At 41.1% G+C, this 25,921-nt stretch carries 23 protein-coding genes and 1 tRNA gene; 11 read left to right on the plus strand and 13 right to left on the minus strand.

Annotated elements, in window-relative coordinates; translation table 11 throughout:
* The 3 genes from EGM47_RS16465 to EGM47_RS00385 are packed head-to-tail and all read left to right on the plus strand — an operon-like array spanning position 1 to position 1,417.
* Entirely contained in the window at positions 1-261 is a 261-nt protein-coding gene (locus EGM47_RS16465; protein ID WP_206052087.1) for a hypothetical protein, read from the plus strand.
* A 20-nt stretch (positions 262-281) separates the two neighbouring features.
* Positions 282-548 carry a transposase gene (locus tag EGM47_RS00380; protein WP_124978793.1) on the plus strand — a complete coding sequence of 89 codons (267 nt, stop codon included), beginning with the start codon at positions 282-284 and terminating at the stop codon, positions 546-548.
* A 32-nt stretch (positions 549-580) separates the two neighbouring features.
* A complete protein-coding gene (locus EGM47_RS00385; protein ID WP_124978794.1) occupies positions 581-1,417 on the plus strand; it encodes an IS3 family transposase in 837 nt (278 codons plus the stop codon).
* Between the two features lie 161 nt (positions 1,418-1,578).
* Here EGM47_RS00385 and EGM47_RS00390 read toward each other — a convergent pair whose 3' ends face one another.
* Both EGM47_RS00390 and EGM47_RS00395 read right to left on the minus strand, forming a co-directional pair.
* Positions 1,579-2,760, minus strand: coding sequence for a tyrosine-type recombinase/integrase (locus tag EGM47_RS00390; protein WP_124978795.1), 1,182 nt, complete (start codon positions 2,758-2,760; stop codon positions 1,579-1,581).
* A 328-nt stretch (positions 2,761-3,088) separates the two neighbouring features.
* A tRNA-Leu gene (locus EGM47_RS00395) sits at positions 3,089-3,173 on the minus strand.
* Between the two features lie 111 nt (positions 3,174-3,284).
* Between EGM47_RS00395 and EGM47_RS00400 the strand changes: the two genes are divergently transcribed.
* The 4 genes from EGM47_RS00400 (at position 3,285) to EGM47_RS00415 (ending at position 8,310) form a co-directional block, all read left to right on the plus strand.
* Positions 3,285-4,670 carry a dipeptidase gene (locus tag EGM47_RS00400; protein WP_124978796.1) on the plus strand — a complete coding sequence of 462 codons (1,386 nt, stop codon included), beginning with the start codon at positions 3,285-3,287 and terminating at the stop codon, positions 4,668-4,670.
* Between the two features lie 185 nt (positions 4,671-4,855).
* Entirely contained in the window at positions 4,856-5,227 is a 372-nt protein-coding gene (locus EGM47_RS00405) for a BlaI/MecI/CopY family transcriptional regulator (protein WP_124978797.1), read from the plus strand.
* Complete coding sequence (locus EGM47_RS00410; RefSeq protein WP_124978798.1) at positions 5,224-6,930, plus strand: M56 family metallopeptidase; 1,707 nt, start codon at positions 5,224-5,226, stop codon at positions 6,928-6,930. The genes EGM47_RS00405 and EGM47_RS00410 overlap by 4 nt, the downstream gene beginning before the upstream one ends.
* 279 nt (positions 6,931-7,209) lie before the next feature.
* Positions 7,210-8,310: a DUF4407 domain-containing protein gene (locus EGM47_RS00415; RefSeq protein WP_124978799.1), complete on the plus strand. Its 1,101-nt coding sequence runs from the start codon at positions 7,210-7,212 to the stop codon at positions 8,308-8,310.
* On the opposite strand, the gene pdeM is transcribed toward EGM47_RS00415, so the two are convergent.
* From pdeM to gdhA, 5 genes are all read right to left on the minus strand, one after another.
* The gene (pdeM, locus tag EGM47_RS00420) at positions 8,302-8,937 is read right to left on the minus strand and encodes a ligase-associated DNA damage response endonuclease PdeM (protein WP_124978800.1); all 636 of its coding nucleotides are present in this window, start codon (positions 8,935-8,937) and stop codon (positions 8,302-8,304) included. The genes EGM47_RS00415 and pdeM overlap by 9 nt on opposite strands.
* A gap of 8 nt (positions 8,938-8,945) precedes the next feature.
* Entirely contained in the window at positions 8,946-11,351 is a 2,406-nt protein-coding gene (locus tag EGM47_RS00425; protein ID WP_124978801.1) for a TonB-dependent receptor plug domain-containing protein, read from the minus strand.
* Entirely contained in the window at positions 11,348-12,070 is a 723-nt protein-coding gene (gene recO, locus EGM47_RS00430) for a DNA repair protein RecO (RefSeq protein WP_124978802.1), read from the minus strand. Before recO ends, EGM47_RS00425 begins: the two co-directional genes overlap by 4 nt.
* Positions 12,070-14,349, minus strand: a complete 2,280-nt coding sequence (porZ, locus tag EGM47_RS00435; RefSeq protein WP_124978803.1) for a type IX secretion system anionic LPS delivery protein PorZ — start codon at positions 14,347-14,349, stop codon at positions 12,070-12,072. The genes recO and porZ overlap by 1 nt, the downstream gene beginning before the upstream one ends.
* 118 nt (positions 14,350-14,467) lie before the next feature.
* Entirely contained in the window at positions 14,468-15,811 is a 1,344-nt protein-coding gene (gdhA, locus tag EGM47_RS00440; protein WP_124978804.1) for an NADP-specific glutamate dehydrogenase, read from the minus strand.
* A 231-nt stretch (positions 15,812-16,042) separates the two neighbouring features.
* Here gdhA and EGM47_RS00445 point away from each other — a divergent pair, with 231 nt between their 5' ends.
* The gene (locus EGM47_RS00445; protein WP_240642038.1) at positions 16,043-16,816 is read left to right on the plus strand and encodes a THC0290_0291 family protein; all 774 of its coding nucleotides are present in this window, start codon (positions 16,043-16,045) and stop codon (positions 16,814-16,816) included.
* Positions 16,817-16,986: 170 nt separating this feature from the next.
* Here EGM47_RS00445 and EGM47_RS00450 read toward each other — a convergent pair whose 3' ends face one another.
* The 3 genes from EGM47_RS00450 to trmB are packed head-to-tail and all read right to left on the minus strand — an operon-like array spanning position 16,987 to position 18,607.
* A complete protein-coding gene (locus tag EGM47_RS00450; RefSeq protein WP_124978806.1) occupies positions 16,987-17,316 on the minus strand; it encodes an MGMT family protein in 330 nt (109 codons plus the stop codon).
* A complete protein-coding gene (locus tag EGM47_RS00455) occupies positions 17,316-17,939 on the minus strand; it encodes a LysE family translocator (RefSeq protein ID WP_124978807.1) in 624 nt (207 codons plus the stop codon). Before EGM47_RS00455 ends, EGM47_RS00450 begins: the two co-directional genes overlap by 1 nt.
* Positions 17,939-18,607 (minus strand): tRNA (guanosine(46)-N7)-methyltransferase TrmB, encoded by a 669-nt coding sequence (trmB, locus tag EGM47_RS00460; RefSeq protein ID WP_124978808.1) that lies wholly within the window; start codon positions 18,605-18,607, stop codon positions 17,939-17,941. Before trmB ends, EGM47_RS00455 begins: the two co-directional genes overlap by 1 nt.
* Positions 18,608-18,677: 70 nt before the next feature.
* Here trmB and EGM47_RS00465 point away from each other — a divergent pair, with 70 nt between their 5' ends.
* Entirely contained in the window at positions 18,678-19,787 is a 1,110-nt protein-coding gene (locus tag EGM47_RS00465) for a glycosyltransferase (RefSeq protein ID WP_124978809.1), read from the plus strand.
* On the opposite strand, the gene EGM47_RS00470 is transcribed toward EGM47_RS00465, so the two are convergent.
* Together EGM47_RS00470 and EGM47_RS00475 are read right to left on the minus strand one after the other, a co-directional pair.
* Positions 19,691-20,785 carry a sensor histidine kinase gene (locus EGM47_RS00470; protein WP_124978810.1) on the minus strand — a complete coding sequence of 365 codons (1,095 nt, stop codon included), beginning with the start codon at positions 20,783-20,785 and terminating at the stop codon, positions 19,691-19,693. The two genes, EGM47_RS00465 and EGM47_RS00470, sit on opposite strands and share 97 nt — an antisense overlap.
* On the minus strand, positions 20,775-21,461 hold the full coding sequence (locus EGM47_RS00475; protein WP_124979636.1) for a response regulator transcription factor: 687 nt from the start codon (positions 21,459-21,461) through the stop codon (positions 20,775-20,777). The genes EGM47_RS00470 and EGM47_RS00475 overlap by 11 nt, the downstream gene beginning before the upstream one ends.
* Positions 21,462-21,736: 275 nt before the next feature.
* Between EGM47_RS00475 and EGM47_RS00480 the strand changes: the two genes are divergently transcribed.
* Together EGM47_RS00480 and EGM47_RS00485 are read left to right on the plus strand one after the other, a co-directional pair.
* Positions 21,737-23,482: a T9SS type A sorting domain-containing protein gene (locus tag EGM47_RS00480; RefSeq protein WP_124978811.1), complete on the plus strand. Its 1,746-nt coding sequence runs from the start codon at positions 21,737-21,739 to the stop codon at positions 23,480-23,482.
* Positions 23,483-23,614: 132 nt separating this feature from the next.
* Complete coding sequence (locus EGM47_RS00485) at positions 23,615-24,541, plus strand: long-chain-fatty-acid--protein ligase (RefSeq protein WP_240642039.1); 927 nt, start codon at positions 23,615-23,617, stop codon at positions 24,539-24,541.
* 24 nt (positions 24,542-24,565) lie between these two features.
* On the opposite strand, the gene tyrS is transcribed toward EGM47_RS00485, so the two are convergent.
* The gene (gene tyrS / locus EGM47_RS00490) at positions 24,566-25,867 is read right to left on the minus strand and encodes a tyrosine--tRNA ligase (protein ID WP_124978813.1); all 1,302 of its coding nucleotides are present in this window, start codon (positions 25,865-25,867) and stop codon (positions 24,566-24,568) included.
* Positions 25,868-25,921: the final 54 nt, after the last annotated feature.

Raw genomic sequence — 25,921 nt, forward strand, 5'->3', positions numbered from 1 at the left:
ATGATAACTTCTACACATCTTAGTAATGCTTTTTCAATACTATTTATATATTTTAAAGTAGCACGTTTTACCCAAGGACTTTCTATTAGTATTTTAGATTTAACTGTCTTTAGTGCTTCTGCTAATTTTTCTTGCGTTTGCCAAACTGAAAGTGTTTGTGTTTCGGTTATCTTTTTCTCGTTTTCAGTTAATTTTGAAGGCTTCCCTGTTTTTGAAGGCTTCCCTGTTTTTGAAGGCTTCCCTGTTTTTCATACAGTTTAAAAATCAATTAATTTTAAATTATGAAGAAAAGCAGATTTAACGAGGCACAGATAGTATCTATGCTTCAACAGTACGATTCAGGAATGAAGGTCACGGACATTTGTCGAGACAAAGGCATAACCACAGCTACATTTTATAGTTGGAAGCGTAAGTACGCGGGTATGGATGCTCAGCAACTTAAAGAGCTTAAGTCTTTACAAGAAGAAAATCGACGATTAAAGCAGATGTATGCGGATTTGAGTTTAGATCACAGGGTTCTTAAAGATATTATCGAAAAAAAGCTCTAAAGCCCTGTGAGCGCAAAGAGCTTGCTCAAACGATTGTAGAAGAGGAAGATCTTAGTATTCAGAGATCTTGTGCTATTGTTAGTTTGAGTCGGTCTATGTGGCATTACAAGTCTATCAAGGACGACAGTGAGGTTATAGACAAGCTCATAGAGATGAGCGAGATCAAGCCCAATCGAGGATTTGACTACTACTATCACCGCATACGCAAACAGGGCTTTATATGGAACAGAAAACGAGTGTTGAGGATTTATAGATTACTGGGATTGACATTACGCAGGAAGAGCCGTAAAAGACTTCCTGCTCGTATTAAAACACCTTTGGAACAACCAGCGCAACCTAGAGAAGTATGGAGTATGGATTTTATGTCCGATAGCTTAACCACGGGACGACGGTTCAGGGTATTGAATATTATAGATGATTATAACCGACAAGCGTTATGCACGACATCCGAGTTTTCAATGCCATCCATTCGTGTGGTAGCACACTTAAAACAAGCGATAGAAATATATGGTAAACCTTTAGAGATACGAGTAGACAACGGCCCTGAGTTTCTATCTCGACTATTTGTTCAATTCTGTGAAAGTGAGTCCATCCACATCAAGTATATCCAGCCTGGAAAACCATCGCAGAACGGATATGTAGAACGATTCAATAAAACATATAGAGAGGATGTACTAGACGCTTACCTGTTCAGAAACTTAGAAGAAGCTAGGGCTCAATCAGAGGCGTTCAGGGAAGATTATAACGAAAATCACCCTCATGAATCGTTAGGAAGGAAAAGCCCAAACGAATTATTAGACGATTTTCTCAAAGGGGCTAGCCCCTTTGAGAAACATTTTGTTATTTATGCACTGTGTGAAAAAAGGTAAGTCTTCAGTTACAACCAGCGGTTAGCCATAGGTGATTCCTGTAAGCACAATTACTATTTGATTGACAGTCAACGCTTTTAGACATAAATCAATTAGATAACCACCAGTTTTTTTGTTGACTTTACTTAGTTAATACAAAACCTATGGTTAGATATAAAGTATTACAAATTAAATGTAAAACGCTCACTGTAATCTGGCGGCAACATTGCACCTACCTCTCGTAAATAAGACGTTAATTCTTTCTCGCTCTTATGTCTTGTAATTGGTAAAAGCTTATTTACTATTTCAGAATGTGATAAACCTTCCTTTAAATAAGATTGATATAAATGATAAATCGCAGTGTGTCTAAAACGGTATAAACCATAGGTTGCATCCAGCCCTAATTGATCTTTAATTTTCTTAAATCTGCGAGTAAAGACATTTGTTTTAGCTTTTTCACTTGCCGTCCAATGCATTGGTTTATTTTGATAACTCAATAGGTTATCTTCATCTAGTTTTGATTCATTAACTAGTTTGTTAACCAATGGTTTTAACTTGTCAATAATGCTTATAGTTGCCATCCCCTTTTTTGTATCTACAAAAATCAAATCATCTTTAATTGATGATTTTTTAAGGCGGATAACCTCTCGTGGACGCAACATGGCATAGATCATGAACTTAATAAAGTGAATTAAATACAGATCTACTTCATTACACTTTTCAATTATAGCATTAAACTGCTTTACCGTAAATGGTCTATTTTTTAATGGCTTACTAGATTTAGTAACAATTCCAGCTATAGGATTCACTTCAATCACAAAATCTGCAACCAGTTTACTAAACAGTGCACTTATAGCTCTCTTGTTATTATTAATACTTGTGGGATTGTTACCTTGATCGCTTAAATAATTTAAATATTGAGGAAACTGTTTACGTTTAAATTGATTTACCTTGACTCCTGCAAAGAAATGGTCTTTACACCATTCCATAAACCTATTATAAGCAGTCTGATACTGACCATAGGTACTCTCTTTAAGATTATTCTTTTCATAGCTTAATGCACTTAAAAGAGCTTTCTCTAAGGTTGGAACGAAAACATGTTCAGATTTATTTATAGAATCCTTCTCTGGCGACCATCCATTATTCAACATTGCAGTATATACCTCTTTAAGGGCAATACCCATTGTGCGTCTTTCAGAAATAGGTGAGAATTTATTGAGGCCCTTATAAAATTTGTAAAGCTTACCATTGTATCTAAAGTAAACATACCATCTTTTCCCAGATGCTATTGTAGGTACCTTTTTACCATTTACTAAGGTTTTAGGTACAAAAAATTTGGGTTGTTCGTAGTTTTTCTTTGCCAAAGTAATTTTATAATAATACTCGCGTTGATACTCACTTTGATTTAAGTCCTGTTTTTTAAAATGTGCAAAAACAACAAAAGCCGCTGTGGCAGCGGCTTTCTAGATAAAGTACGGATGACAGGAATCCCTTCGTCTACTGCTCAGGGTCAACTTCTCTTCCTGTCATTGATCTTATTTCACAAAAAAAGAGACGAACATACAGCTTGTCTCTTTCCTTTAGTGCGGATGACAGGAATCCCTTCGTCTGTTGCTCAGGGTAAACTTCTCTTCCTGTCATTGATCGTATTCCACAAAAAAAGAGACGAACATACAGCTTGTCTCTTTCCTTTGGTGCGGATGACAGGAATCGAACCTGCACACCTTGCGGCACTAGATCCTAAGTCTAGCGTGTCTACCAGTTCCACCACATCCGCATGACTGATATCCCTTATTTGGGACGGCAAATATACATACTTTTCCAATTTTACAAACACTTTGTTTAAATAAAATAACCGCTTGCTTATCTTTACCACAAACCCTTCTTTATGAACACCAGATCCTACGTAGATCAGCACCAAGAAAGATTTATTAAAGAGCTAATTGAATTGCTCAAAATACCCTCCATCAGCGCTGACCCAGCCTATAAGGAAGACGTGCTTAGAACCAGTGAAGCGGTCGAGAAAGCCTTGAAAGATGCGGGCTGTGATCAGGTCGAGATCTGCGAGACGCCAGGCTATCCAATAGTTTATGGAGAAAAAATAGTGGATCCAACTCTACCTACTGTGTTGGTTTACGGACATTATGATGTTCAACCACCTGATCCAGTAGAACTTTGGGACAGCCCTCCTTTTGAACCGGTCATCAAAAGTACAGAGATTCATCCTGATGGGGCTATTTTTGCCCGTGGTGCTTGCGATGACAAAGGTCAGATGTATATGCATGTCAAGGCGCTGGAATATATGACCGCCAACAACCAGCTACCTTGCAACATCAAATTTATGATCGAAGGAGAAGAAGAGGTTGGTAGCGAATCGCTGGAATGGTTCCTGACCAAAAACCGGGAAAAATTGGCCAATGATGTCATCCTGATCTCTGACACAGGTATGATTGCTAAGGAAACACCCAGTATTACTACTGGCCTGCGCGGTTTGAGCTATGTCGAGGTGGAGGTCACTGGCCCTAACCGTGATTTGCACTCGGGATTGTATGGTGGAGCCGTAGCCAATCCCATCAACATCCTTTGCGATATGATCGCGCAGCTGCACGATGAAAACAACCATATCACTATTCCTGGTTTTTACGATAAAGTGGACGAACTCAGCCAAGAAGAACGAGCAGAAATGGCAAAAGCTCCTTTTTCTCAAGAGGAGTACAATAAAAAATTAGACATCGCTCAGGAACACGGTGAGAAAGGTTATACCACCAATGAGCGCAACAGCATACGTCCTACCCTTGATGTCAATGGTATCTGGGGAGGCTATACAGGTGAAGGTGCTAAAACTGTGATAGCGAGTAAGGCTTACGCCAAAATTTCCATGCGATTGGTTCCCGATCAGGACTGGCATGAAATTACAAAGTTATTTAAAGAACACTTTGAGCAACTAGCACCGCCTAGCGTAAAAGTCTTGGTCAAGCCCCATCACGGTGGAACTGCTTATGTTACGCCTATAGATAGTTTAGGCTACCAGGCAGCGAGCAAAGCCTACGAAGATACTTTTGGTAAAACACCTATTCCGCAACGTAGTGGAGGGTCCATCCCCATCGTCGCATTATTTGAAAAGGAACTTCAGAGCAAGTCGATTCTTATGGGCTTTGGTCTTGATAGCGATGCGATTCATTCTCCCAACGAACACTTTGGGGTATGGAATTATCTTAAAGGTATTGAGACCATCCCGCATTTCTACAAGCATTTTACCGACTTGAAAAAATAAATGCTAACTGGGCTTTTAGCTCAAGGGATCTGAATAAACTTCGCCACGTGGACTTCCACCCACTTCTAAGCTAAAGGTGCTTTAGGGAAGATGGTCGAACAAATTCGCACTACAAAAAATACTCTACACTTGTAGAATTAAAATTTTATTTCTACGTTTGTAGAGTTAATTCTAATTTTGTAGAGATGAAGCTGTCAAAATCTGAGGAAGAACTGATGAATCATTTGTGGAGGCTTAAAAAGGCTTATATGAAAGATCTGTTATATGCCTACCCTGAACCCGTTCCAGCAACCACTACCGTAGCCACGCTCCTCAAGCGCATGACCGATAAAGGTGTGATAGGCTACACGACCCACGGACGCAGCCGGCAATATTATCCACTCATAGAAAAGGAGGCTTATTTTGCACAACAAGTGAATGGCCTAATCAAGAATTTTTTTAACGACAGCGCCAGTCAATTCGCCTCATTTTTTACTAAGGAAACCAATCTTTCCCAGCAACAATTAAAAGAGTTGAGGGACATCATTGACGACCAAATCAAAAGTTCGAAGTCATGATGGAATATGTGATCAATAGTTCGATTTGCCTGTTTGTTTTTTGGCTTACCTACCGATTGTTATTGGAAGATAGCTCATGGCACTCCATGAAACGATGGTACCTTTTAGGAAGTTTAATGCTTTCCTTTCTGATCCCTACTATCGTGGTCAGTACTCAAACTATTCCCATCGTTGAAGTAGTAATGTCTGACTATGTGGCCACACCCGTTGAAGATTCTTCAGTACAACAACTATCAGCTTTTAACTGGTGGTATCTCGCATTGGGGGTTTATATCCTTGGATGGATATTGATGGCCTGGCGGTTTGTACGCAATGTCAGATCATTTCGGATCGAAGAGGAAGATCTGGTCACTTATTTTGCTCAATATCGCCTTGTTCTTAAGGCTAGATTTACGGTGCCTCACTCCTTTATCAATCGCATTTTTGTGGCCAAAAAGGATTATGAAGACCCAGGCTATCCCAGTATTATTTTAGAACACGAAAAAGCACACTTGGATCAAAAACACAGTCTGGATATATTACTGATCGAACTAATAACTGTTTTCTTGTGGTTCAATCCGTTGATGTACTTGATCAAATACAGTATCAAACTCAATCACGAGTTTTTGGCTGATCGGGCGGTGCTTCAACAAGGTATGCCTACCCATGAATACCAAGAGCTTATACTTCGACACGCTACCTGTAACTACGAAAAAAACCTGTCCAACACCTTTCATTTTCCCATAATTAAAAAAAGATTCAACATCATGAAAACAAAAACATCCTACCCCAATGGCCTACTTAGAGGCTTCATCCTTCTTCCAATAACTGCGCTTTTAATTTACAGCTGCGGCAAGGAAGAAGTCCAGTTTGAAGAAATTCAAGAGATTGTAGAAGAACCTATGCCAGCTCCATTGTCCGTAGAAGAAAAGGAGACTATTGAAGTAATCGAAATCATACCGGATTTAAACGCAAGTCATATCGCCGACTATAATAGACTAGCGATCAAACATAAGGAATACATGGATGAAAACGATATGCTGATCGTTTTCAAAGATGACACTTCCTACATGCAGACGATCTTCTACTCCATGACAGAACAACAGCGAGCAGATGCAGAACCTTGGCCTTATTTAGGCAGATTAGATGCTGGCGAATTGAAGCCAGGTGAAATTCCGCCGCCACCGCCACCAGCGCCTGCAATGGAAGACCTTCCTCCCCCTCCACCACCTGCAAAGTCAAAAGAAGATCTACCACCGCCACCACCGCCCATGTCGGCCATTGACTATATCAACGCACACCGAGAAGAGCTTAATTATTATATCAATGGTAAAAAAGTGCAGGCCACAGAAGCCATCAAAATCATTGAGGATAAAGGACAAAACGGAGTGGAGATTAGTCGAGATGCTACGGGTAAAAATGCCATCAAAATCAATTTCTCCAGCAATGATCTGAATGCCGAACCTGATCAAATGGCACAGTATCCTAGCTCTTCCGACAGTCACATTAATATTGATGACCCAGCACGTTTGATCAAATTACATCAAGACAACTATGAATATTTACTTGATGGCAAGAGCGTATCTCACAAAACCTTGCTCCAATTGCTGTCCCATCAACCGGTTTATAATTCTCATTTTAGGTACGTCAACCGTGTAGGCACCTTATCTGTCAACACTAAAAATATCCAGGCAGGACCCACAGGCTTGCCACGTAGATGTTAATGCATACGAGTTCTATCCTAGCTGGATGATTGAAAAGAAAGAAAATGAATCAATCGTGGAACTGAAAAACTTAGATGGCAAATAAGCGAGGCTGAACGATTTTCTGGCCTACATGGAAATAGGAATTTGATCTATTCGAGTTCGACTTTACGGAAATTTTCTTCTTTTCGTCCCAACCATGGATCTTCAAGAACGAAAACTACAATTTAGTTCGCTCAGATGGTGTAACAATTCTCCAATTCATACGTTATTAGTGTTCAGCCATTTAAATCCATACTTATGCAATCCTTTTTCATTTTCTGTAGCGGTGCCGACGCTGACCTTTTGGATCAGTGCAGTGCTGGTGAACGCAACAAATACGCCGGTATTGGTGCAACTGTATTTTTCACTGCCTTGATGGCATTTTTTGCCGCGAGTTATGCACTTTTCACCGTTTTTGACAATTATTGGATCGCAGGCTTTTTTGGTTTTGTTTGGGGGTTGCTCATTTTTAATCTGGACCGCTATATCGTTTCTACCTTAAAAAAAGACGAAAAGAAGATCAATGAAATCTGGCAGGCTACGCCGCGTATTTTGCTGGCCATCATCATCGCAGTTGTCATTTCTAAGCCACTCGAACTCAAAATATTTGAAAAGGAGATTGATCAAGTTTTGTTGGAGGAGAAAAATGCGATGACCTTGGAAAATCAGGAACAGGTTGCCGCCTTATATGCTGTGGAAGAGTCCGCTTTCGCGAAAGCGATACAAGATCTAAAGTCTGAAATAGCCTTTAAGGAGGCCGAAGTCAATCAATTATATGACACTTACATTGCCGAAGCTGAAGGAACTTCTGGCACCAAAAGACTAGGCAAAGGTCCAGTATATGCAGAAAAACGAGAGAAGCACGATACAGCACTAGCCGAGCTCAATGCATTAAAAATCAGCAATGCTGAAAAAATAGCGGCCTTAGAAACCCAAATGTCCGACCTTGCCCAAACTGAGAAACAGCAACTGGCGGCCAACCAACCAGTCATAGATAATTTTGACGGACTGATGGCACGGATTACTGCACTCAATCAGCTGCCGTTCCTCACCTCATTTTTTATATTTCTGCTTTTCCTGGCTATCGAGACTTCTCCCATCATCGCCAAATTATTGGCGCCTAAAGGAGCTTATGACTATAAATTGGAGGAACAGTTGGGTGTTGTTTCCACTTGGGTAGCACAACAGGCACAACAACAGAAAGTATTATTGCAAACCGATAAAGAAGTCAATAACCGTGTCTATGCCGATATTGCCGAGGAAGATGCGCTATATGATTATAAGAAAAAGGTCGCCAGGGAGCTGATGCAGCAACAGGCAGATGCCTTTTATAAAAAACAAAAAGGTATTTTAGGATAATTCCACAACTTCCCGATCTGCAATAGCAAAGATGCGGTCTCCTTTTTTGGGACTCATTGTATAGGTTCCCGTAAAATCGCCAAAAGCGGGTAGTATCATATTGTGTTCTGTGCAAAAAAAACAGGGGAGTTTAAGGCGTTGGAGCCCCATGCCTTTTAAACGCACGGCAGGATGAACGTGACCAGCAATATTAAAATGACCTTCCAAATCCATGGGATGATGGGTTAACACAAATTTTCCCATCCGCAGAGACTCGTAGGTTTTAACGCCCAGACGCTCAAATTCTGCTCGGGAGATCACATCGTGATTACCCATTACCAGGGCCAGATCGATGGGCTGTGAGCGCACCCATTGTTCAAAAAAATGCCACTCGGCGTTGCGGTAAGAATGAAACAAATCCCCCAAAAACCAAAGCCTAGAAGGTTGAAAAAACGAAATGACCTCATTGAGCTTATCGTATTCCCGATCATCTGCCTGTGCCGGCACTGCCATACCGTGTTTTCTAAAATGCCCGCTCTTACCAAGATGTACGTCTGCGAGTAAAACCACATCCTGCTCCTCCCAATAACATGCGCCAGTAGGGTGAAGTATAAAATGTTGATCTTTAAGTTGTACTTGTAAAGACATCGAAAGGTCTAAAAAGAATAGTTCAACGCCAGAATCAGATTTCTACCAGCCGCAGCGATTCCGGATGAGTAAGTACGATATCGCTGGTCTGTGATATTTTCCAAAGTGGCTACGGCGCTTAGGTGATCTGAAAAACTATATTGAGACCTGAGATTGAGGGTATACCATCTTGGAGAAAAAGGATTGCCATCAGCGTCCAACGCATATAGATAGGGCCTGGACTGTTGGCTGGGCGCCAATTCGTCAAAATCAAACTGACCATTAAATACGGTAAAGGCATCCAACTTAAATCGCTGGCCTTTGTATACTACATGTGCATCGCCAAAATCTGGCGCCACGTGTCTAACCGCTACCTCTGATCCATCAGCCTCTTCCTGAGTGCCGTCCAGATGGGTATAATGCCCGTATATTTCCAACTGATCAGTTAATTCGTATCGCATAGCAAGCTCAATACCGTAAATACGCGCCTCTTCCCCATTCTGAATGGCTTGAACCTGGCTAATCTCCCCTTGGTACTGAATCATATCCTGCCCATTCAATTCAAAGTCACGTAAGACAAGTGCATCTTTCAAATAAGTATGATACCCGGCTACCTCAACACTCAGCTTATCATTGAATCTTTTCTTGATGCCTATTTCCGTATTATAGGAATACTCAGATTCCAAATCTGGATTGGGTACAACCACTGTCTCAGGTGCAGGATCAAATATTTTACCAATGTCGTCAATATTGGGTGCTCTGAAAGCCGTGCTGAGATTGGCCCTAAATTCCCAACCCGGTTCTGGTCTATAGGTAGCGCCAAATGCCCCTGTTAAGGCTCCCGTATTGACTGTAGCTTCATCAAAGGGGAAATCAAAAAAACCATCATTAAATTGAGCATCAATCCAGATATGATTGTATCGCAAACCGGATTGTAGGGTCAAATTGTTCAGCACTCGCCATTGATAGCTTGCATAGCCCGCCAGAGAACGCCAGGAAGCACCATCTGGATATCTGGAGGCAGCGGGAGCACGTTGTTCTGTCTCTATATCAAATACACTTCCCCGGGAGTCTACCCGATTATGAAGAAATTCTGCCCCATAAAATAGCACATTGTTCTCCCTATTGCGACGTTCAAAATCCAGCGAACTCGATATTACATCAACCTGCTCCTTATTTTGGAAGAGTTCGCTGTCCATAAATGACCGGTTGTTTCTACTTTCTGTAAATCGCTGATAAGCTTGTGTAAACACGGCTTTATCGTACCATCTTCCGTTGCCTCGATGGGTAGCTTTCAGATGGGTCAAAAGCCATTTCTGCGGACCGTAGTACCACTGAGCTTCTCTGGGGTTTCCGCTTTCGCGAAAGCGGGTCAATGCATCATATCGTGAAAAGTCGCTGGTAGCTGAATAAATAATCCCCAAATCAAACTCCCACCTTAGATTAGGCCGATATCTGAATTTTTGTAGAAGATTATATTGATCATAGGCCGTGGGCACCTGCCGTTTTGGATCTGGATTGTCTATCAATACATCTTCCCCATCACGACGATCAACAAATTGCGGTCGTAGATATTCATCAGGCCCATGACTACCCATGGTTAAATCGCCAAAAGAATTAATACTTAGACTGGTAGCGGTAGCAAATTTCTTTGAACTATAACTGAAATCTAGATGGGCCGTATTCTCTTCATTGGCAGTCGCATATCTGATCAGAGCGTTACCGGCAAACGAAGTACTGTCAGCTTCAAATTTCGGTTGAAGTGTATAAAAATTCATCACTCCACCTATAGCATCACTTCCATAAACTACACTGCCAGGCCCCAATATTACCTCCGTTCGTTCGACGCTCAGTGGATCAATTGAAATTACGTTTTGGAGGTTTCCACCCCTGAATATTGCGTTATTCATACGCACACCATCAACAGTAATCAAGAGTCGGTTAGTAGAAAAACCCCTGATTAAAGGACTACCGCCACCTTGTTGGGATTTCTGAATATAAACCTGTCCAGATTGCTGCAACAAATCGGCACTAGTTTGCGGATTGTTACGCAGGATTTCCTTTCTCTTGGTCGAAATGATTTTTTGGGGTATGTCCTGTTTACGTTGTTCAAATTTTGAGGCAGAGATCACTATGGGATTGATACGTTCAGAACTGGGTTGTAGATAGACGATGACGAGACTGTCATCGATAGATCTTTTAGTAAGCACGTAGGTTTTAAATGCCATGCTTTGGAAGTAAATTTTTTCTTCCTCGTCAAAACCAGAGAGATCTACCCTTCCTTCAAAATCCGTAATGGCACTTACACTCTTATCTTTATTATACACAATCACAGAAGGCAGTACTTCATTTGTATCTGCATGCTTCACCACGGCTGTCTGCGCCGATGAAAGTAAGCCAAAACCAATCAAAATCAGTGATAGTAAATATTTCACGCGTCGAAAAGCTGTTTGAGAATGGATAAAGAATTGGGTTTTTTAAAGATTTGCAAATGTACCTGAAAATAGTCGATCACCAGACCCAGCATACGGGTACGCATTTCTCTGTTCATTTTGATCTGTTCAATTACATCAAATTTCGTGCCGATGAACTGTTTTAAAAGCCTACTTTCTTGCTCTGAAAGATGGTGCGGTTGGAGACCATTTTGATCAAATTTTCCGTCCAATAGATTAAAATAGGTTTTGTCGCTGGACTCTACATCTGGATGAAAACCTAAAAACGCAGTGATGTCCACCAGCACTTTAATGGAAAAGTTGGCCACCTGATCTGCCTGGTCCAGATATTGGAAGACCGTTGAGAGATAGTCAAACAGATCTGGATCGGGCTGTAGTTCGGTAAGGATTTGAGAAAGCACCTCAGAAAAGAATAGTGCAATACTACTTTTTACCATATCCATAGGGATTTGTTGGTAAGGTGAATGTACACGTGCTTCCTTGATGTATTCTAATTGGCCTTTTCCCCTGTGTTGGGTCTCCATCTCGAGCTGCACCAGCGGCTGAAAAAAAGCGGAACGCAATTTCCCCTTACGCGATTTACGGATGCCTTTCAAGATATACGACTGAGCGCCGAGTTCGCGAGTGTAGAGCCTAGCGATCAGGTCAGCTTCGGCATATTTTATGGTGGATAAGACAATAGCGGGTGTCCTGACGAGCATTATCTGATGATCATAAGTTTGGCGACCTTGGTCTCAATAAAATCATCTGTTGAGATCAGCAGCAGATAGACTCCAGATGCTACTTTATTTCCTGAAAAACTGCGTGTGTCCCATGGAATGCTTCCTCCTTGAGAAATTGCCTCGTATACCAGATTTCCTTCAATGTCAGTGATTTTTACCCTTGCGCGATCCGTGAGTCCATCAATCGTGACATTTCCATCGAAGCCCGGCCGTACGGGATTGGGAAACGCCCTCACCATTTCCAAGTCTTCCTGAGGTTTGCTGGAGCGCTGACCTTGAAAGGCTACCAGGCCTTTGTCCGTTGCAAAATATACTTTGCCGGTCTCTTCATCGATGGCAATATCGTTGACTGTATTGGTAGGTAAGGGTGAGTTATTTGTTGTAAATTGAAAAATGGTTTCCCGTCCAGAAGGGGAAAAAAGAAAGGCACCAGAGCCACTTGTTGCAACCCATTTATTATTATTACCGTCCACTTCGATATCCAAAACGGCTACATCTGCAAGAAGTTCTCTGGCAATACCATTGGTATCTTCAATAATAATGGCTCTGGCATCGGGTGGGTTTTCTTGGAAAATAGATTCAGCGCTAAATAAAACTCTCAAACCTAAATTAGATCCAATCCACAGTTGTCCATTGAGGTCAATACGTAGCGCACCTATGTAATTGTTGACCAAGTTGTTTTGTTCCTTAAAACTTACTGCTCGATCATTGGAAGTGTCATAACCTATAAGTCCGATAAATGTGGTTCCGTAAATAATATTTCCTGATCGGGTGATCACCATTTTTGTACCACTAGTGGCTATATCCGACAAGTCATTTTCCAAGTCAAATGAGGTCCATTGTCCACTGGTAGATCTCCTGTGTAAAGATTCCCCTGTAAAACTCTGTAACACCCATAAATTACCTTCTTGGTCAAATTCACTGTCGGGAATCCTAAAAAATATTCGCCCGTTGTCATCTGTTGGAACAAATGTACTATTAGTGTTATCAAAAAGCGTAGTAGCGGTGTCATCCACAAATTCGACCATGCCATCGTTCAAAGAATTAAGAAACAACTGTGCTGGATCGGCTGGATTGATAGTGATATTCCCGATACTTCTTATTCCAAGGACTTCATCAAATCCAAAATTTTCCCATCCCTCTTCCTCTACAAAATGACTGATGCCAAAACTTTCAAGAGGAAATGGATTATAAAAAACATTATAATCGCCGTATCCTACCCATAACTCTCCTGGAGCACTGGACACTGAAAAAACACGATTGCGTGTCGGACCATCGGCATTAATTTGGTTGACATCTGTCAAATCGTTGATATTTACTTCCAATACACCAGAGTCCGTTGTGCCCAGATACAATCGATCATCGCGTAACAATCCAGCGGTATAGGTATAACTCTGACCATCAATGTCTGTGATTACCAAACTTTGCTGCAGATTGGAATCCAGAACAATCACCTGATTATCCATGGTGATGACAAGTCGGCCATCACTGGAAGATGCATCTCGAACCGTCCTGGGAAAACGAATACCAGTACCGGCAAACTGGCTGCCATTAAATTCTGAAAAAAACCTTCCTACGGTGGTTGCCAATAATCTGTCGTCAAATTGAAAAACCTCATTCCAGGTATCGTTGTTGATTTGTTGCCAGTTGGCAAAATCGATCAAAAACGGATTATTGATCGGCGCCCTTCTCATCCCTCCCGAACCATCCAGTGTAGCGGCATATAAAAACCCACCATCGATCTCCAGACTGGCAATACGCAGTTGGCTGGCGTTATCCCCAATAAAATAAGTATCATCAAATTCTAGCCTCGACAAGTCATAAATAGCAATACCAAAATCTGTTGCGATATAAATCAGATCTCCACTTTCTTTGAATTCGTTTATACGTTTACGGTCTGGCGGAATCGTTTGTTTGTCTTTGATAGCCACAACGGAAGTTACCTCATCATCTGGCGAAACAATCTGTATAAGTCCATTCACATAACCGATCACTAGTAATCCGGTGGATTCGCTATAGTGAATTTGGCTGATATCGTCACCACTAAGCCCATTAACCGTCGTCAGTGTTTCAAAACTACGCGTACCCAGGTCGTATAGAAATATTGCATTTTGACTGGCTGCATAAATGGTAGAGCTCGACTCATCAATATCTACAATATTGTTGAAAGAAAACAATCCCGTCCAAGAATCCGAAAAATCTTGGGCTTTGACCAAACAGTGGGAAGAAAGTAATAACAACAGGAACAAATATCTCATAAGGGGATAACGCTTGGGCAGTATAAATATGATGCTAGCTACAAAAATACCTTTATTTAAGGGCATTAAAAAACCCCTGTGAAATATACAGGGGTTTTAATAATACGAATGTTTATGATTACACTATACCTTGGGCAAGCATTGCATCTGCAACCTTGACAAAGCCAGCAATATTGGCTCCCTTGACATAATCTACGTATCCGTCATCTTGTTTTCCGTATTGTACACAAGCCTCATGGATATCATTCATGATGCCGTGAAGTTTATTATCCACTTCTTCGGCTGTCCAACTGTACCTCATAGAGTTTTGGGACATTTCCAAACCAGAGGTTGCAACGCCACCAGCATTAGAAGCCTTTCCAGGAGAAAATAGAATCTTGTGTTTATGAAATACCTCAATGGCTTCTGGCGTACAAGGCATATTGGCACCTTCCCCTACACATATACAACCATTTTCAACCAATGTTTTGGCTTCCTCGCCATTTAATTCATTCTGAGTAGCACAAGGCAAGGCAATATCACAATCCACGGACCATGGACGCTCACCTTCGTGGTATGTGGCATCTTTGTATTGATCGAGATATTCATGAATCCTTCCTCTCTTATTATTTTTCAGATCCATGATAAAGGCTAGTTTTTCACCATCGATACCTTCTTTATCGTGGATATATCCTCCAGAGTCAGACATAGTCAATACCTTCCCGCCCAGTTGAATAATCTTTTCAGCTGCATACTGGGCAACATTACCAGATCCAGAAATAACTACAGTTTTACCTTTGATATCTTCACCCTTTGTTTTCAGCATGTTCTGCGCAAAATACACATTACCATAACCAGTAGCTTCTGGACGAATCAAGGAACCACCATAGGATTTACCTTTACCAGTGAGTATGCCAGTAAATTCATTCCGCAATTTTTTATAGTAGCCGAATAAATATCCAATTTCTCTAGCCCCGACTCCGATATCACCAGCAGGTACATCTGTATCGGCGCCAATGACTCTTTGTAATTCAACCATAAATGATTGGCAAAAACGCATGACTTCACGATCAGATTTTCCTTTAGGATTAAAGTCAGAACCACCTTTACCACCACCCATAGGCAGGGTAGTCAAGCTGTTCTTGAATACCTGTTCAAATGCCAAGAACTTAAGAATACTCAAATTGACCGATGGGTGAAATCTCAAACCACCTTTATAGGGACCGATAGCACTATTCATTTGTATGCGGTATCCGCGATTGACCTGGACCTCATTATTATCATCAGTCCAAGGCACGCGAAACATAGTGACACGCTCAGGCTCAGCCATACGCTCCAACAATTTATCAGAACCGTATTTAGGATTTTCCTTGATAAATGGGATTACAGCTTCCGCTACTTCGGTAACTGCTTGAATAAATTCTGGCTCGTTAGGATTTCTTTGTTCAACGAGATCAATAAAATCCTGAATATTTTTTTCCATTATAATATAAATTTTCTTTTAAGAAAACGTTTTCGTTAGCCTTGCAAATATAAGATTCCTCAGATAAGCGCGTTTTTTTTTACGAATATTTTAGCCTAAACCAATATTCCCATCCGCCTTGACGTTAACCAATTGGTGCAGTTTGTCTATTCCTAGACCTATAATTATAAGGATTTTACTCCCATGAACTACATTTTGCTATATTTGTCGCGACCACAAAGTCTTTTGAGAATGACTCTAATGCACAAATCCCTTATCGCCTTAATGCTTGCAATGTCTGTCAACGCATTGAGTACAGCTCAACTGGGCTTCTCCCATGAATTGGGTATTATCACTGGACCCGTTGCCTTTCAAAGTGACTATGGGGAACGTTACGATTTTGATACCAATAAAGGAAATGTCGGAATTGGTGTAGGATTAATCCATTACATCAATTTTGCCTACCGCGCTGACTGTGATTGCTATTCACGAGATACTTATTGGAATGATCACTTTAAAATACGCAGTGAAATAGGTTATCATGTCACTACCCTGAATCATTTAGGTCCAGAAGCTGAGAAACCTTCTGTAGGTGGACTTCAATTAAGATCCATGCAAGGTAAGGCCAAGGTTTTTGAAGCTGGTGCACACATTGAGTGGTATCCTTTAAGTATTCGCGATTTCCAAAGTGGCTACCCTAAATGGGCTCCTTACATAGGTGTTGGAGCACATTATGTTAACTATCGCCCAGAAGCAACCAGTAGTCTTGGACCGCTGAATAATCCAGTGACCACTTTTCGCACCTTTATTGACCGTATTGACACCTCTCAAGGAAGTGCTATCGCTATTATTGGTGACTTAGGTGTGCGATATAAAGTAAGTCCTTTGAGCGATATCCTGATTTCCTCTAAATGGCATTATTATGTTGATGACAACTACGTGGACGGATTGAGTCCGCGTAATGTAAACAATCGAGCCAACGACTGGATCTGGTGGTTTAATGTAGGTTATATCTTCTATCTATAATTACTTCAACCTCATTTCCAATTTCTCTGAAGCGGTGAACCGATTAGCTCGGGTTGAATGCGCAACAAATCATGTTGTTTTCTGTTGAAATTCCAGCGTTAGTGATGAGCTATCACTGAATATGATAGTGATTCTATACGCTAGAAAACTCATTGAATGAATAGCGATGATTAAAGCTCTACATTAGGTTCCCAGTAGATTTCTTTAAAATTCTGCACCTGATCATCCACTACTTCTATGCCTTCACTCTCCAAAAGTTGTTGCATCAGATGGGTACCAGGAAAATGATGCTTACCCGTCAGCAACCCATTACGGTTGACCACGCGATGGGCTGGAACATCTGGACGACTGTGAGAAGCGTTCATGGCATATCCTACTGCCCTGCTGCTTTTTGGTGTGCCTAGGTATTTGGCGATGGCTCCATAGCTTGTTACCCTGCCTTGAGGAATCTGACACACTACATCATACACAAGCTGGAAAAAATCTACGCGCTTGTCCATCAATAAATTCTTATCAAGGTAAAAATGGCGATGGACAACAGTAAACCTGCCAATAAATAGTTGATTTTACGCGCAAAAGTATGGCTGTCAAAACCGAATTTTTTCACATATTTAATATAGGCCAATAACATGATAAAAGTCCCAGAAGCCGCACCAATGATAAACATATGTGCGGTTGGATATTCAAAAACAAACAGGCCTTTTCCCGCGAGAAATGAGCTAAACCCTATGTAGAATGGTATAGGAAATATATTCAGCACAGAAAGAATAATACCTTGGGCATAAAGTTTTGCATCGGAACTAGTAATATCCTTGACCTCTGGACTACCAGAATCCAATCTTGCCCGAATAAAGAAGAATATAGCTAAACCAATAAATGCTGCGATGGCAAAACGTTCCACCATGATCAAAATCTCTTGGTTCTGGGTCAAAAGCTTTGAAAAGAAAACCCCTACATACACCTGAGCGATCACTACAGTTGAGGCTCCCGCCGCAAAAATGATCGCAGAACGTCTACTTTGGTTCACACTGATTTTGGCAGCTGTCAAATTGAGTAATCCAGGCGGTATCACCCCCACAAAACCTACAATTAGACCAAAAATCAAATGGAACAATGAGGACATCAGCGCAGGGTAAATTTAATGTAAGTGATGGCTTTTCCCTTTTCCAGATATTGCTGCTCATAAAAAGTTTGGGTGCCCACTACTTCTTCTGGCGCTTCTGTGTTGCTATAGATATCGTGATGGGAATATAAAATATCGTCCTCTCTGGCTTGCAATAATCCTAAAGTATACCCATGCATGAATTCTGAATCTGTTTTCAGGTGCATCACACCATCAGGAACAAGAATGTGCTTATATCTGGCCAGAAATTCAGGGTTGGTCATGCGATGCTTGGTACGCTTGTACTTTATTTGAGGGTCTGGAAATGTGATCCATATCTCATTGACTTCCGCTTTCGCGAAAGCGTGATCCACCAACTCAATCTGAGTACGTAGGAAAGCTACATTATCCAGCTCCTCTTGAAGAGCAGTTTTGGCACCTCTCCAAAATCTAGCTCCCTTGATATCTATTCCAATAAAATTGCGGTCAGGATATTTACGGGCCAATGCCACTGTATATTCACCTTTCCCGCATCCAAGCTCCAGGGTAATGGGGTTGTCATTGCCAAAAAATTCGTTCCATTGGCCCTTGTACTTGAAGTTGCTGGTCATTTCTTCCCTGGTAGGCTGAATGACATTTTTGAATGTTTCGTTTTCGTTAAATCGCTTGAGTTTGTTCTTGCTTCCCAATACAATTATTTAAAGGTTACTTAAAAGATTACAAATATAATTGAATGTGAAGGCATTGTATATTTGAGGTATGCAAATATCCAAAAACATTTTGGTAGCACCATTGAACTGGGGGCTGGGACATGCCACCCGATGCATTCCTATCATTAGGTCTATTTTGCAAAATGGGGATATTCCTATAATCGCAAGCGACGGTAACGCACTTGCTTTGCTTAAAAAAGAATTTCCGTCACTGCTTGCACTAAAACTGCCGTCCTACAAAATAGAGTATTCCAAGAAAGGGCAAGATTTACGTTTGAAATTATTGAAAGACTCCCCAAAGATATGGATGGCGATACGCAACGAGCATAAATTGCTCAATCATCTTATCTTAAAACATGAGATCAGTGGGGTGATCTCCGACAATAGACTGGGACTTTATAGCGCTTTGGTGCCTTGTGTCATTCTTACTCATCAATTACAAGTTCTCTCAGGAAATACGACTTGGTTAAGCACCCAACTGCATTTACACTACATCAAGAAATTTGATGCCTGCTGGATTCCAGATGTGAATGGCGTTAACAATCTCAGCGGGAAGTTATCATTCAATGAGGATGCCGACCTTGAAAAAGTATATCTGGGCCCACTATCCAGATTTCAACTTGGTTCCCCAGGTGATAAGAAATATGATTTATTGGTTTTGCTCTCTGGACCAGAACCTCAACGCAGCATTCTTGAAAAAAAATTGTTGGAAGAGGTTAAACAATACGAAGGAAAGATACTTTTTGTGGCGGGTAAAGTGGAAAAGAAGCAATTCACCAAAAAAAATAAAAACCTAACTTATTACAATTATTTGTCCACCGATAGCTTGCAAAAAGCTATGGACCGCAGTGAGTTGGTACTGTGCCGCAGTGGTTATACAACCATCATGGATCTGAATAAATTGGGTAAGAAAGCCTTCTTTATTCCTACTCCTGGGCAATTTGAACAGGAATATCTGGCAGAAAGTTTGGCCCAAAAAGGAATTGTTCCCTTTGCTACCCAAGAGCAATTCAATATTGAAATGCTCAATCAGGTAGAAAATTATGCCGGATTAGGCGCTATTCAATCAGATACCACCTCCATATCAGAGATTTTGGCGGAAACCTTCTCTAAGGTAAAGGAAAACTCAGAACCGATTCCCAACTCGCTGTCCACGTAAATACGCTCGCCGTGGGCATCCAGAATATGTTTTACAATGGCGAGTCCCAAACCAGATCCACCTTCTTTACGTGAACCCGTGCGATCCACTCTAAAAAATCGTTCAAAAAGTCGTGGAATGTATTCAGCCTTGATTCCTTCCCCGTTGTCCGTCACCCTGACAATGACTTTATTATCGATTAGGTCTTCTATGGCTACTTCAGTAGTTCCGTTAGTACGTCCATATTTGAGGGAATTAACCACAAGATTGGCCACCACTTGCTGGATCCTGTCCTGATCACCGTAAACCAGAATAGGTTGAGTATAGTTCATATCAAATATGAGCGAAATATTCTTCTTGGCTGCCTTCATTTCAAACTGGTCGAAGACTTGGCGGATGAGTTCGACCACATCAAACTCTTCTTTATCTAAACTCATATCACCTACCTCCAAACGGGTGATCATATCCATATCCTGAACGATATAGGTTAATCGCTCGACACCTTTTTGGGCTCGTTGGAGATACTTTTTACGAATAGCCTTATCCTTATGAGCGCCATCAATTAAGGTGTCTATATAACCTTGTACAGTAAACAATGGTGTTTTAAGTTCGTGTGATATATTCCCTAAAAACTCTTTTCTGTAATTTTCACGGACCTTCAAGGTTTCAATTTCAATTTTTTTGTTCTTAGCAAACCTTTCCACCTGTTCTCTTAGGGTGCGCATATCTGTTGCGATTTCTTGTTTACTCAGACTGGTTGATTCCAAGAGGGAAACGTCTTCGTAGATTTTTTTGATCCGCCGGTATATAAAGCGTTGCACCCTGAATTGAATAATAAAATATGAGCTCAAAAAGACGACTGCAAACACTAATGCGAGCAACTCCCAAGGATAGGAAATTTCAAAAACCGAAAAAAGAAGATATAATGAAGCAGCTGTGACCAATGAAATATATACGGAAGACCGTATGGCAAATTTGTAACTCTTTCTTTTGGGCACTACATTGCTGTTATTTGACATATTTATAGCCTACACCTTTGACTGTCTTAAAGCTGCGGTCGCCAAGTTTCTCACGGAGTTTTCTGATATGTACATCAATGGTACGACCTCCCACAACTACCTCTATTCCCCAAACTACGTCAAGTATCTCTTCCCTGGTAAACACCTTTCCCGGTTTACTGGTCAATAGGGCCAGCAATTCAAACTCTTTGCGAGGCAATACCATCTCATCACCTTTATAGATGATTTTGTATTGATCCTTATCAATAGTCAGATCTCCTAATTTAAGGATGTTGCCTGATTTCTGCTCGGGATTTTTCTTTCTGCGCAATAGTGACTTTACTTTGGACACCAATACCCTGGGTTTGATCGGTTTGGTGATATAGTCATCGGCTCCCGTATCAAAACCAGCGATCATGGAATAATCCTCTCCTCGAGCTGTAAGAAAAGTGATGACTGTATTGTCTAGATCCTTTACCTTCCTCATTTTTTCACAGGCCTCGATCCCGTCCATAACGGGCATCATGACATCAAGAATGATTAAGTCCGGTTTTTTCTTTTTGGCTTTTTTTAAGCCTTCCTCTCCATTTTCGGCAGTGTATACTTTATAACCTTCATTCTTTAGGTTGTAACCAACGATCTCCAGGATATCTGGTTCGTCATCCACAAGTAGGATTTTGGCTTTAGCTTCTTTCATTTCTTCTTCTGTCATGGTCTGAATCGCTAAATTTAATAAGATGTACGGCCAAGGGTTTTAAGCCGATGTTAGTATTAGGTTAACTCATTGTTTCCAATCGGGAATTTAAGGAAAAAAATTACGGGAAATGAAGTCAAATGTAGAGCACCTGAAATTTGTGAAATAAAAGTCTGATAATCAGGAGTCATCGAGCAAATGTTACCTAATTATTAAATATCTGAGAACCAATTGATAGACCTCAATGATAAACGTATATTTGCAAAAAATCACATATAATGAAACAAATTTACACGTTTTACCTATTGCTATTGGTCTCCAGCATATCCATGGCACAGGTCATGTACAACGAAGACTTTAGTACACCAATTGATAACACAGGTGTGGAAGGTATAACCGGCGGTGGTATCATTAACATCGGTGACTATCCTTCAAATGTTGCCTGGACTATAGATGCCAGCGCAGCTTCACTTACCGCAAATTCTGATTGGGCCAAATTGACTGGCGGAATTTTCAGTTTCCGTGATACGGACGGACCTACCATATGGGAGTCAGAATCTATAGACATTTCCACTGCTACCGGTGCATTTAATTTTTCTGTAGCTGCTTCCAACAACAATGGAGGATTTGAATCTAGTGACTATTTGGATATTCTTTATTCTATCGATGGTGGAGCTTACGTCCTGGTTCAGGACTGGAACAACCTGGGGGATGCAACCCACACTTTTCTTGGTGAAAAAAATGGAACGGATTGGAATGGTACAACTCCTGAAATTGTAACTGTTTCTGGACTTACCGGAACCAGCACTTTGCAAATCCGCGTGGTGGCTGAAGTTAATGCAGGTGGAGAAGAAATGTTCTTTGATGATATTAATGTGTTTGAAGGTGCGCCTGCTCCTAGTCTTTCCATCACAAGCCCAGCCGATAATGAAGTACTTGCCTCTGGTGATTTCAATGTATCATTCCTTGTCAATAACTTCAATGTAGCTCAGTCTGGTGGCGACGGTTATGTTCAATACGCACTAGATGCTGCTGCACCGGTGGATAAATTTGATACTACGGATATCAGTTTCACTGGAATAGCTTCTGGACAGCACAGTATCACTTTAGAATTAGTAGACAACAGTGGGAATTCTTTGACACCTTCTGTATTGCAAACCGTAAATTTTGAAGTAGCTGCTAGCCAACAAGTTGCTAATATTGCAGCTTTGAGAGCAGTAACTCTCCCTTCTACAACAGTGTATACAGTCACTGGCGAAGTATTTGTTACACATACAGAATCTTTTAGAAATCAAAAATGGATCCAGGATGCTACTGCAGGAATCGTTATCGACGATAACAACGGTATCATCACCACTGCTCTTGTAAGAGGCGACGGTGTGACAGGAGTAACAGGAACCTTGAGTGAGTTCAACGGTTTGTTGCAATTGACACCAACCGCAGATACAGGAGCGCCAACATCTACTGGTAATGTAACAACACCCGAAATAGTAACTATAAGCGACTTGAATACTAACCCAGAGGATTATGAATCTGAAATCGTACAAATCAATGGTGTTACTTACGACAATGCAGATGGAGTTATTACATTCTCTAATGGGAGTGAAGAGCCAATTTCTGTAGGAAGTGATACCTTCATGCATAGATCTTTGTTTGGGGCCTCTTACGATGGTGAGATTGTACCCACCGCCCCAACAGACCTTGCCGGTTTTATCACACAGAGATCTAATGGATATTTTATTCAGCCCAGGAATAATGACGATATCTCAACCTTGTCCACTGGCTCTTTGAACCAGGCTCAATTCATAATGTATCCTAATCCTGTTGATAATGGAATCGTACGTATTGAGAACAGAAATGCTGGAGATTTTGAGGTAACAATCTATTCCGCATTGGGACAAGCAGTTCTTCAAACTAAAAATATACAGTCTGAAATCAATGTATCCAACCTAGATGCAGGTCTTTACATTGTAAAGATCAGTCAAAATGGTGCAGCACAAACACGTAAGCTGGTCATCAAATAACTAGGTATACATTACCTTATACATCAAGCGCCGCAATCATCTGCGGCGCTTTTTTTATTTACTTTTGCTGGCATGACCGCTCCCGATCCCTCATCTATTTTTAACATTGATTCAGATGCTTCTTTTGAAGATATGGCATGGAGAATCTACCTGTACCAAAGGGAGCACAATGAAGTCTATCAGAAGTTTTGTGATTTATTGGATCGGCCGGTAAAAGATGTTGAACAAATACCGTTTCTACCGATTTCTTTGTTTAAATCTCATGAGGTATTCATCCCTAAACACGACCCGCAAATTGTTTTTACCAGCAGTGGCACCACCGGTATGGAGCGATCAAAACACTATGTAAGCGATGTGGATATTTATCATCAAAGTCTGGATAAAAGCTTTGCAAGGATTTATGGAAATCCGGAAGATTATGTGATCTTGGCCTTGTTACCGCATTACCTCGAGCGCACCGGGTCTTCTCTGGTTCACATGGCCCAGCGATGGATCAATCAGTCCAATCACCCAGATAGCGGATTCTACCTCAACGAACTTGAAACGCTTTCCCAACTTCTCAAAGAGTTATCCAATTCTTCCAGAAAAATTATCTTGTTGGGAGTTAGCTTTGCCTTGTTAGCGTTGGCAGAAAAATTTCCGCAGCAACTTGAAAACACCTATATCATCGAGACTGGTGGAATGAAAGGTATGCGCAAAGAAATCATCAAATCTGAACTGCATGACATTTTGAGAAATGCTTTTCCGGGTGCTCAAATCCAAAGTGAGTACGGAATGACCGAACTACTATCGCAAGCCTATGCTTTAAACGGGCAACTATTTGAGACACCGCCCTGGATGAAAGTGCTCACCCGCCAAACCAATGATCCACTTTCCCTAGCTCCCCATGGAAGAACAGGAGGAATAAATGTCATCGATCTGGCCAATCTCCATTCCTGTTCTTTTATCGCTACACAAGACCTGGGCAAAACTCACCCCAACGGCAAGTTTGAGGTACTAGGTAGATTTGATCATTCAGATATCAGGGGTTGTAACCTGATGGCTGTTGGTTCTCATTAAGTAGGGAAATCAAGCTTATCTATGTCACTCATCTAGAAGTACTAAAAAGTAAGTCGTTTTACCGCGTTGTAGTAGGATCATATTGTCGGCTATCACATCGTCCTCAGACACCATTTTACCTGCCGAAACTTTGTTTTTGTTGATACTGAGGCTATTTTCCTTGAGAGCGCGACGCACTTCAGCATTCGAATTGAGAAAACCGGTAATTTCATTGCAAAATTCTACAATATCTACACCGTCTTTGATCAGGCTCCTGTCAATAGTCACTTGCGGGACCCCTTCAAAAATTTCTAATAGGGTAGCATGGTCCATTTTACCCCATTGTTCTGGTGTGACCTTTTTAGAGAAAAGAATCTTTGAAGCCTCAACCGCAGTGTCATATGCTTCTCTTCCATGCACCATTACCGTTACCTCCTCAGCGAGGCGTTTTTGTAAGACCCGGTAGCCTGGATCCTTTTGATGTTCATCGATTAGCGATTGGCAAGTTTCCTGATCCAAAAAGGTAAATATCTTGATCCAATTAGCCGCATCTTCATCTGTAGACGTTACCCAAAACTGATAAAATTGGTAAACGCTGGTTTTATGTGCATCCAGCCATATATTTCCGGATTCAGTTTTCCCAAACTTAGTTCCGTCGGCTTTGGTTACAAGAGGCGTAGTAAGTGCATAAGCTTTTCCCCTGGCTTTTCTGCGGATTAACTCCGTTCCTGTAGTGATATTGCCCCATTGGTCGGATCCGCCAATTTGCAGTTTACAACCCAAGGTTTCATATAAATGCAGGTAGTCATAGCCTTGGAAGAGTTGATAAGTAAATTCAGTAAAACTCATTCCATCTCCTTCTCCAGATACACGTTTTTTAACTGATTCCTTGGCCATCATATAATTGACGGTAATATGTTTGCCAATATCCCGTGCAAAATCAATCAATCCAAAATCCTTCATCCAGTCATAATTATTGACCATCAAAGCTCTAGATTTTTTTTTCCCTCCTTCAAAATCAATAAATCTGGATATGACAGATTTGACACCAGCGATATTTTTTTCCAAAATATCTTGTGTCAACAGGTTGCGTTCTGCACTCTTTCCGCTTGGGTCACCAATCATTCCGGTTGCTCCTCCTACAAGCGCCACTGGTCGATGGCCTGCCCGCTGAAGGTGCATCAACAGTATAATTTGTACCAGACTACCTATATGTAGTGAGTCGGCAGTGGGGTCAAAACCGATATAACCTGTCACGGTTTCTTTCTGCATCATTTCTTCAGTTTCAGGCATGATATCATGTACCATTCCCCTCCATCTCAATTCTTCTACAAAATTGTAAGCCATACTACTAGATTTATGCCTGCAAATATATATGCTTTGGCTTTCATGCCCGCCTTT

Source organism: Nonlabens xiamenensis (genome assembly GCF_003865345.1).
GTDB classification, from domain to species: domain Bacteria; phylum Bacteroidota; class Bacteroidia; order Flavobacteriales; family Flavobacteriaceae; genus Nonlabens; species Nonlabens xiamenensis.

Coding starts and splice junctions, on each gene's coding strand:
- EGM47_RS16465 (WP_206052087.1), top strand. CDS start 1: ATGATAACTTCTACACATCTTAGTAATGCTTTTTCAATACTATTTATA.
- EGM47_RS00380 (WP_124978793.1), top strand. CDS start 282: ATGAAGAAAAGCAGATTTAACGAGGCACAGATAGTATCTATGCTTCAA.
- EGM47_RS00400 (WP_124978796.1), top strand. CDS start 3,285: ATGAACACCAGATCCTACGTAGATCAGCACCAAGAAAGATTTATTAAA.
- EGM47_RS00405 (WP_124978797.1), top strand. CDS start 4,856: ATGAAGCTGTCAAAATCTGAGGAAGAACTGATGAATCATTTGTGGAGG.
- EGM47_RS00410 (WP_124978798.1), top strand. CDS start 5,224: ATGATGGAATATGTGATCAATAGTTCGATTTGCCTGTTTGTTTTTTGG.
- EGM47_RS00415 (WP_124978799.1), top strand. CDS start 7,210: ATGCAATCCTTTTTCATTTTCTGTAGCGGTGCCGACGCTGACCTTTTG.
- pdeM (WP_124978800.1), bottom strand. CDS start 8,937: ATGTCTTTACAAGTACAACTTAAAGATCAACATTTTATACTTCACCCT.
- recO (WP_124978802.1), bottom strand. CDS start 12,070: ATGCTCGTCAGGACACCCGCTATTGTCTTATCCACCATAAAATATGCC.
- porZ (WP_124978803.1), bottom strand. CDS start 14,349: ATGAGATATTTGTTCCTGTTGTTATTACTTTCTTCCCACTGTTTGGTC.
- gdhA (WP_124978804.1), bottom strand. CDS start 15,811: ATGGAAAAAAATATTCAGGATTTTATTGATCTCGTTGAACAAAGAAAT.
- EGM47_RS00445 (WP_240642038.1), top strand. CDS start 16,043: ATGACTCTAATGCACAAATCCCTTATCGCCTTAATGCTTGCAATGTCT.
- EGM47_RS00450 (WP_124978806.1), bottom strand. CDS start 17,316: ATGGACAAGCGCGTAGATTTTTTCCAGCTTGTGTATGATGTAGTGTGT.
- EGM47_RS00455 (WP_124978807.1), bottom strand. CDS start 17,939: ATGTCCTCATTGTTCCATTTGATTTTTGGTCTAATTGTAGGTTTTGTG.
- EGM47_RS00465 (WP_124978809.1), top strand. CDS start 18,678: ATGCAAATATCCAAAAACATTTTGGTAGCACCATTGAACTGGGGGCTG.
- EGM47_RS00470 (WP_124978810.1), bottom strand. CDS start 20,785: ATGTCAAATAACAGCAATGTAGTGCCCAAAAGAAAGAGTTACAAATTT.
- EGM47_RS00475 (WP_124979636.1), bottom strand. CDS start 21,461: ATGAAAGAAGCTAAAGCCAAAATCCTACTTGTGGATGACGAACCAGAT.
- EGM47_RS00480 (WP_124978811.1), top strand. CDS start 21,737: ATGAAACAAATTTACACGTTTTACCTATTGCTATTGGTCTCCAGCATA.
- EGM47_RS00485 (WP_240642039.1), top strand. CDS start 23,615: ATGGCATGGAGAATCTACCTGTACCAAAGGGAGCACAATGAAGTCTAT.
- tyrS (WP_124978813.1), bottom strand. CDS start 25,867: ATGGCTTACAATTTTGTAGAAGAATTGAGATGGAGGGGAATGGTACAT.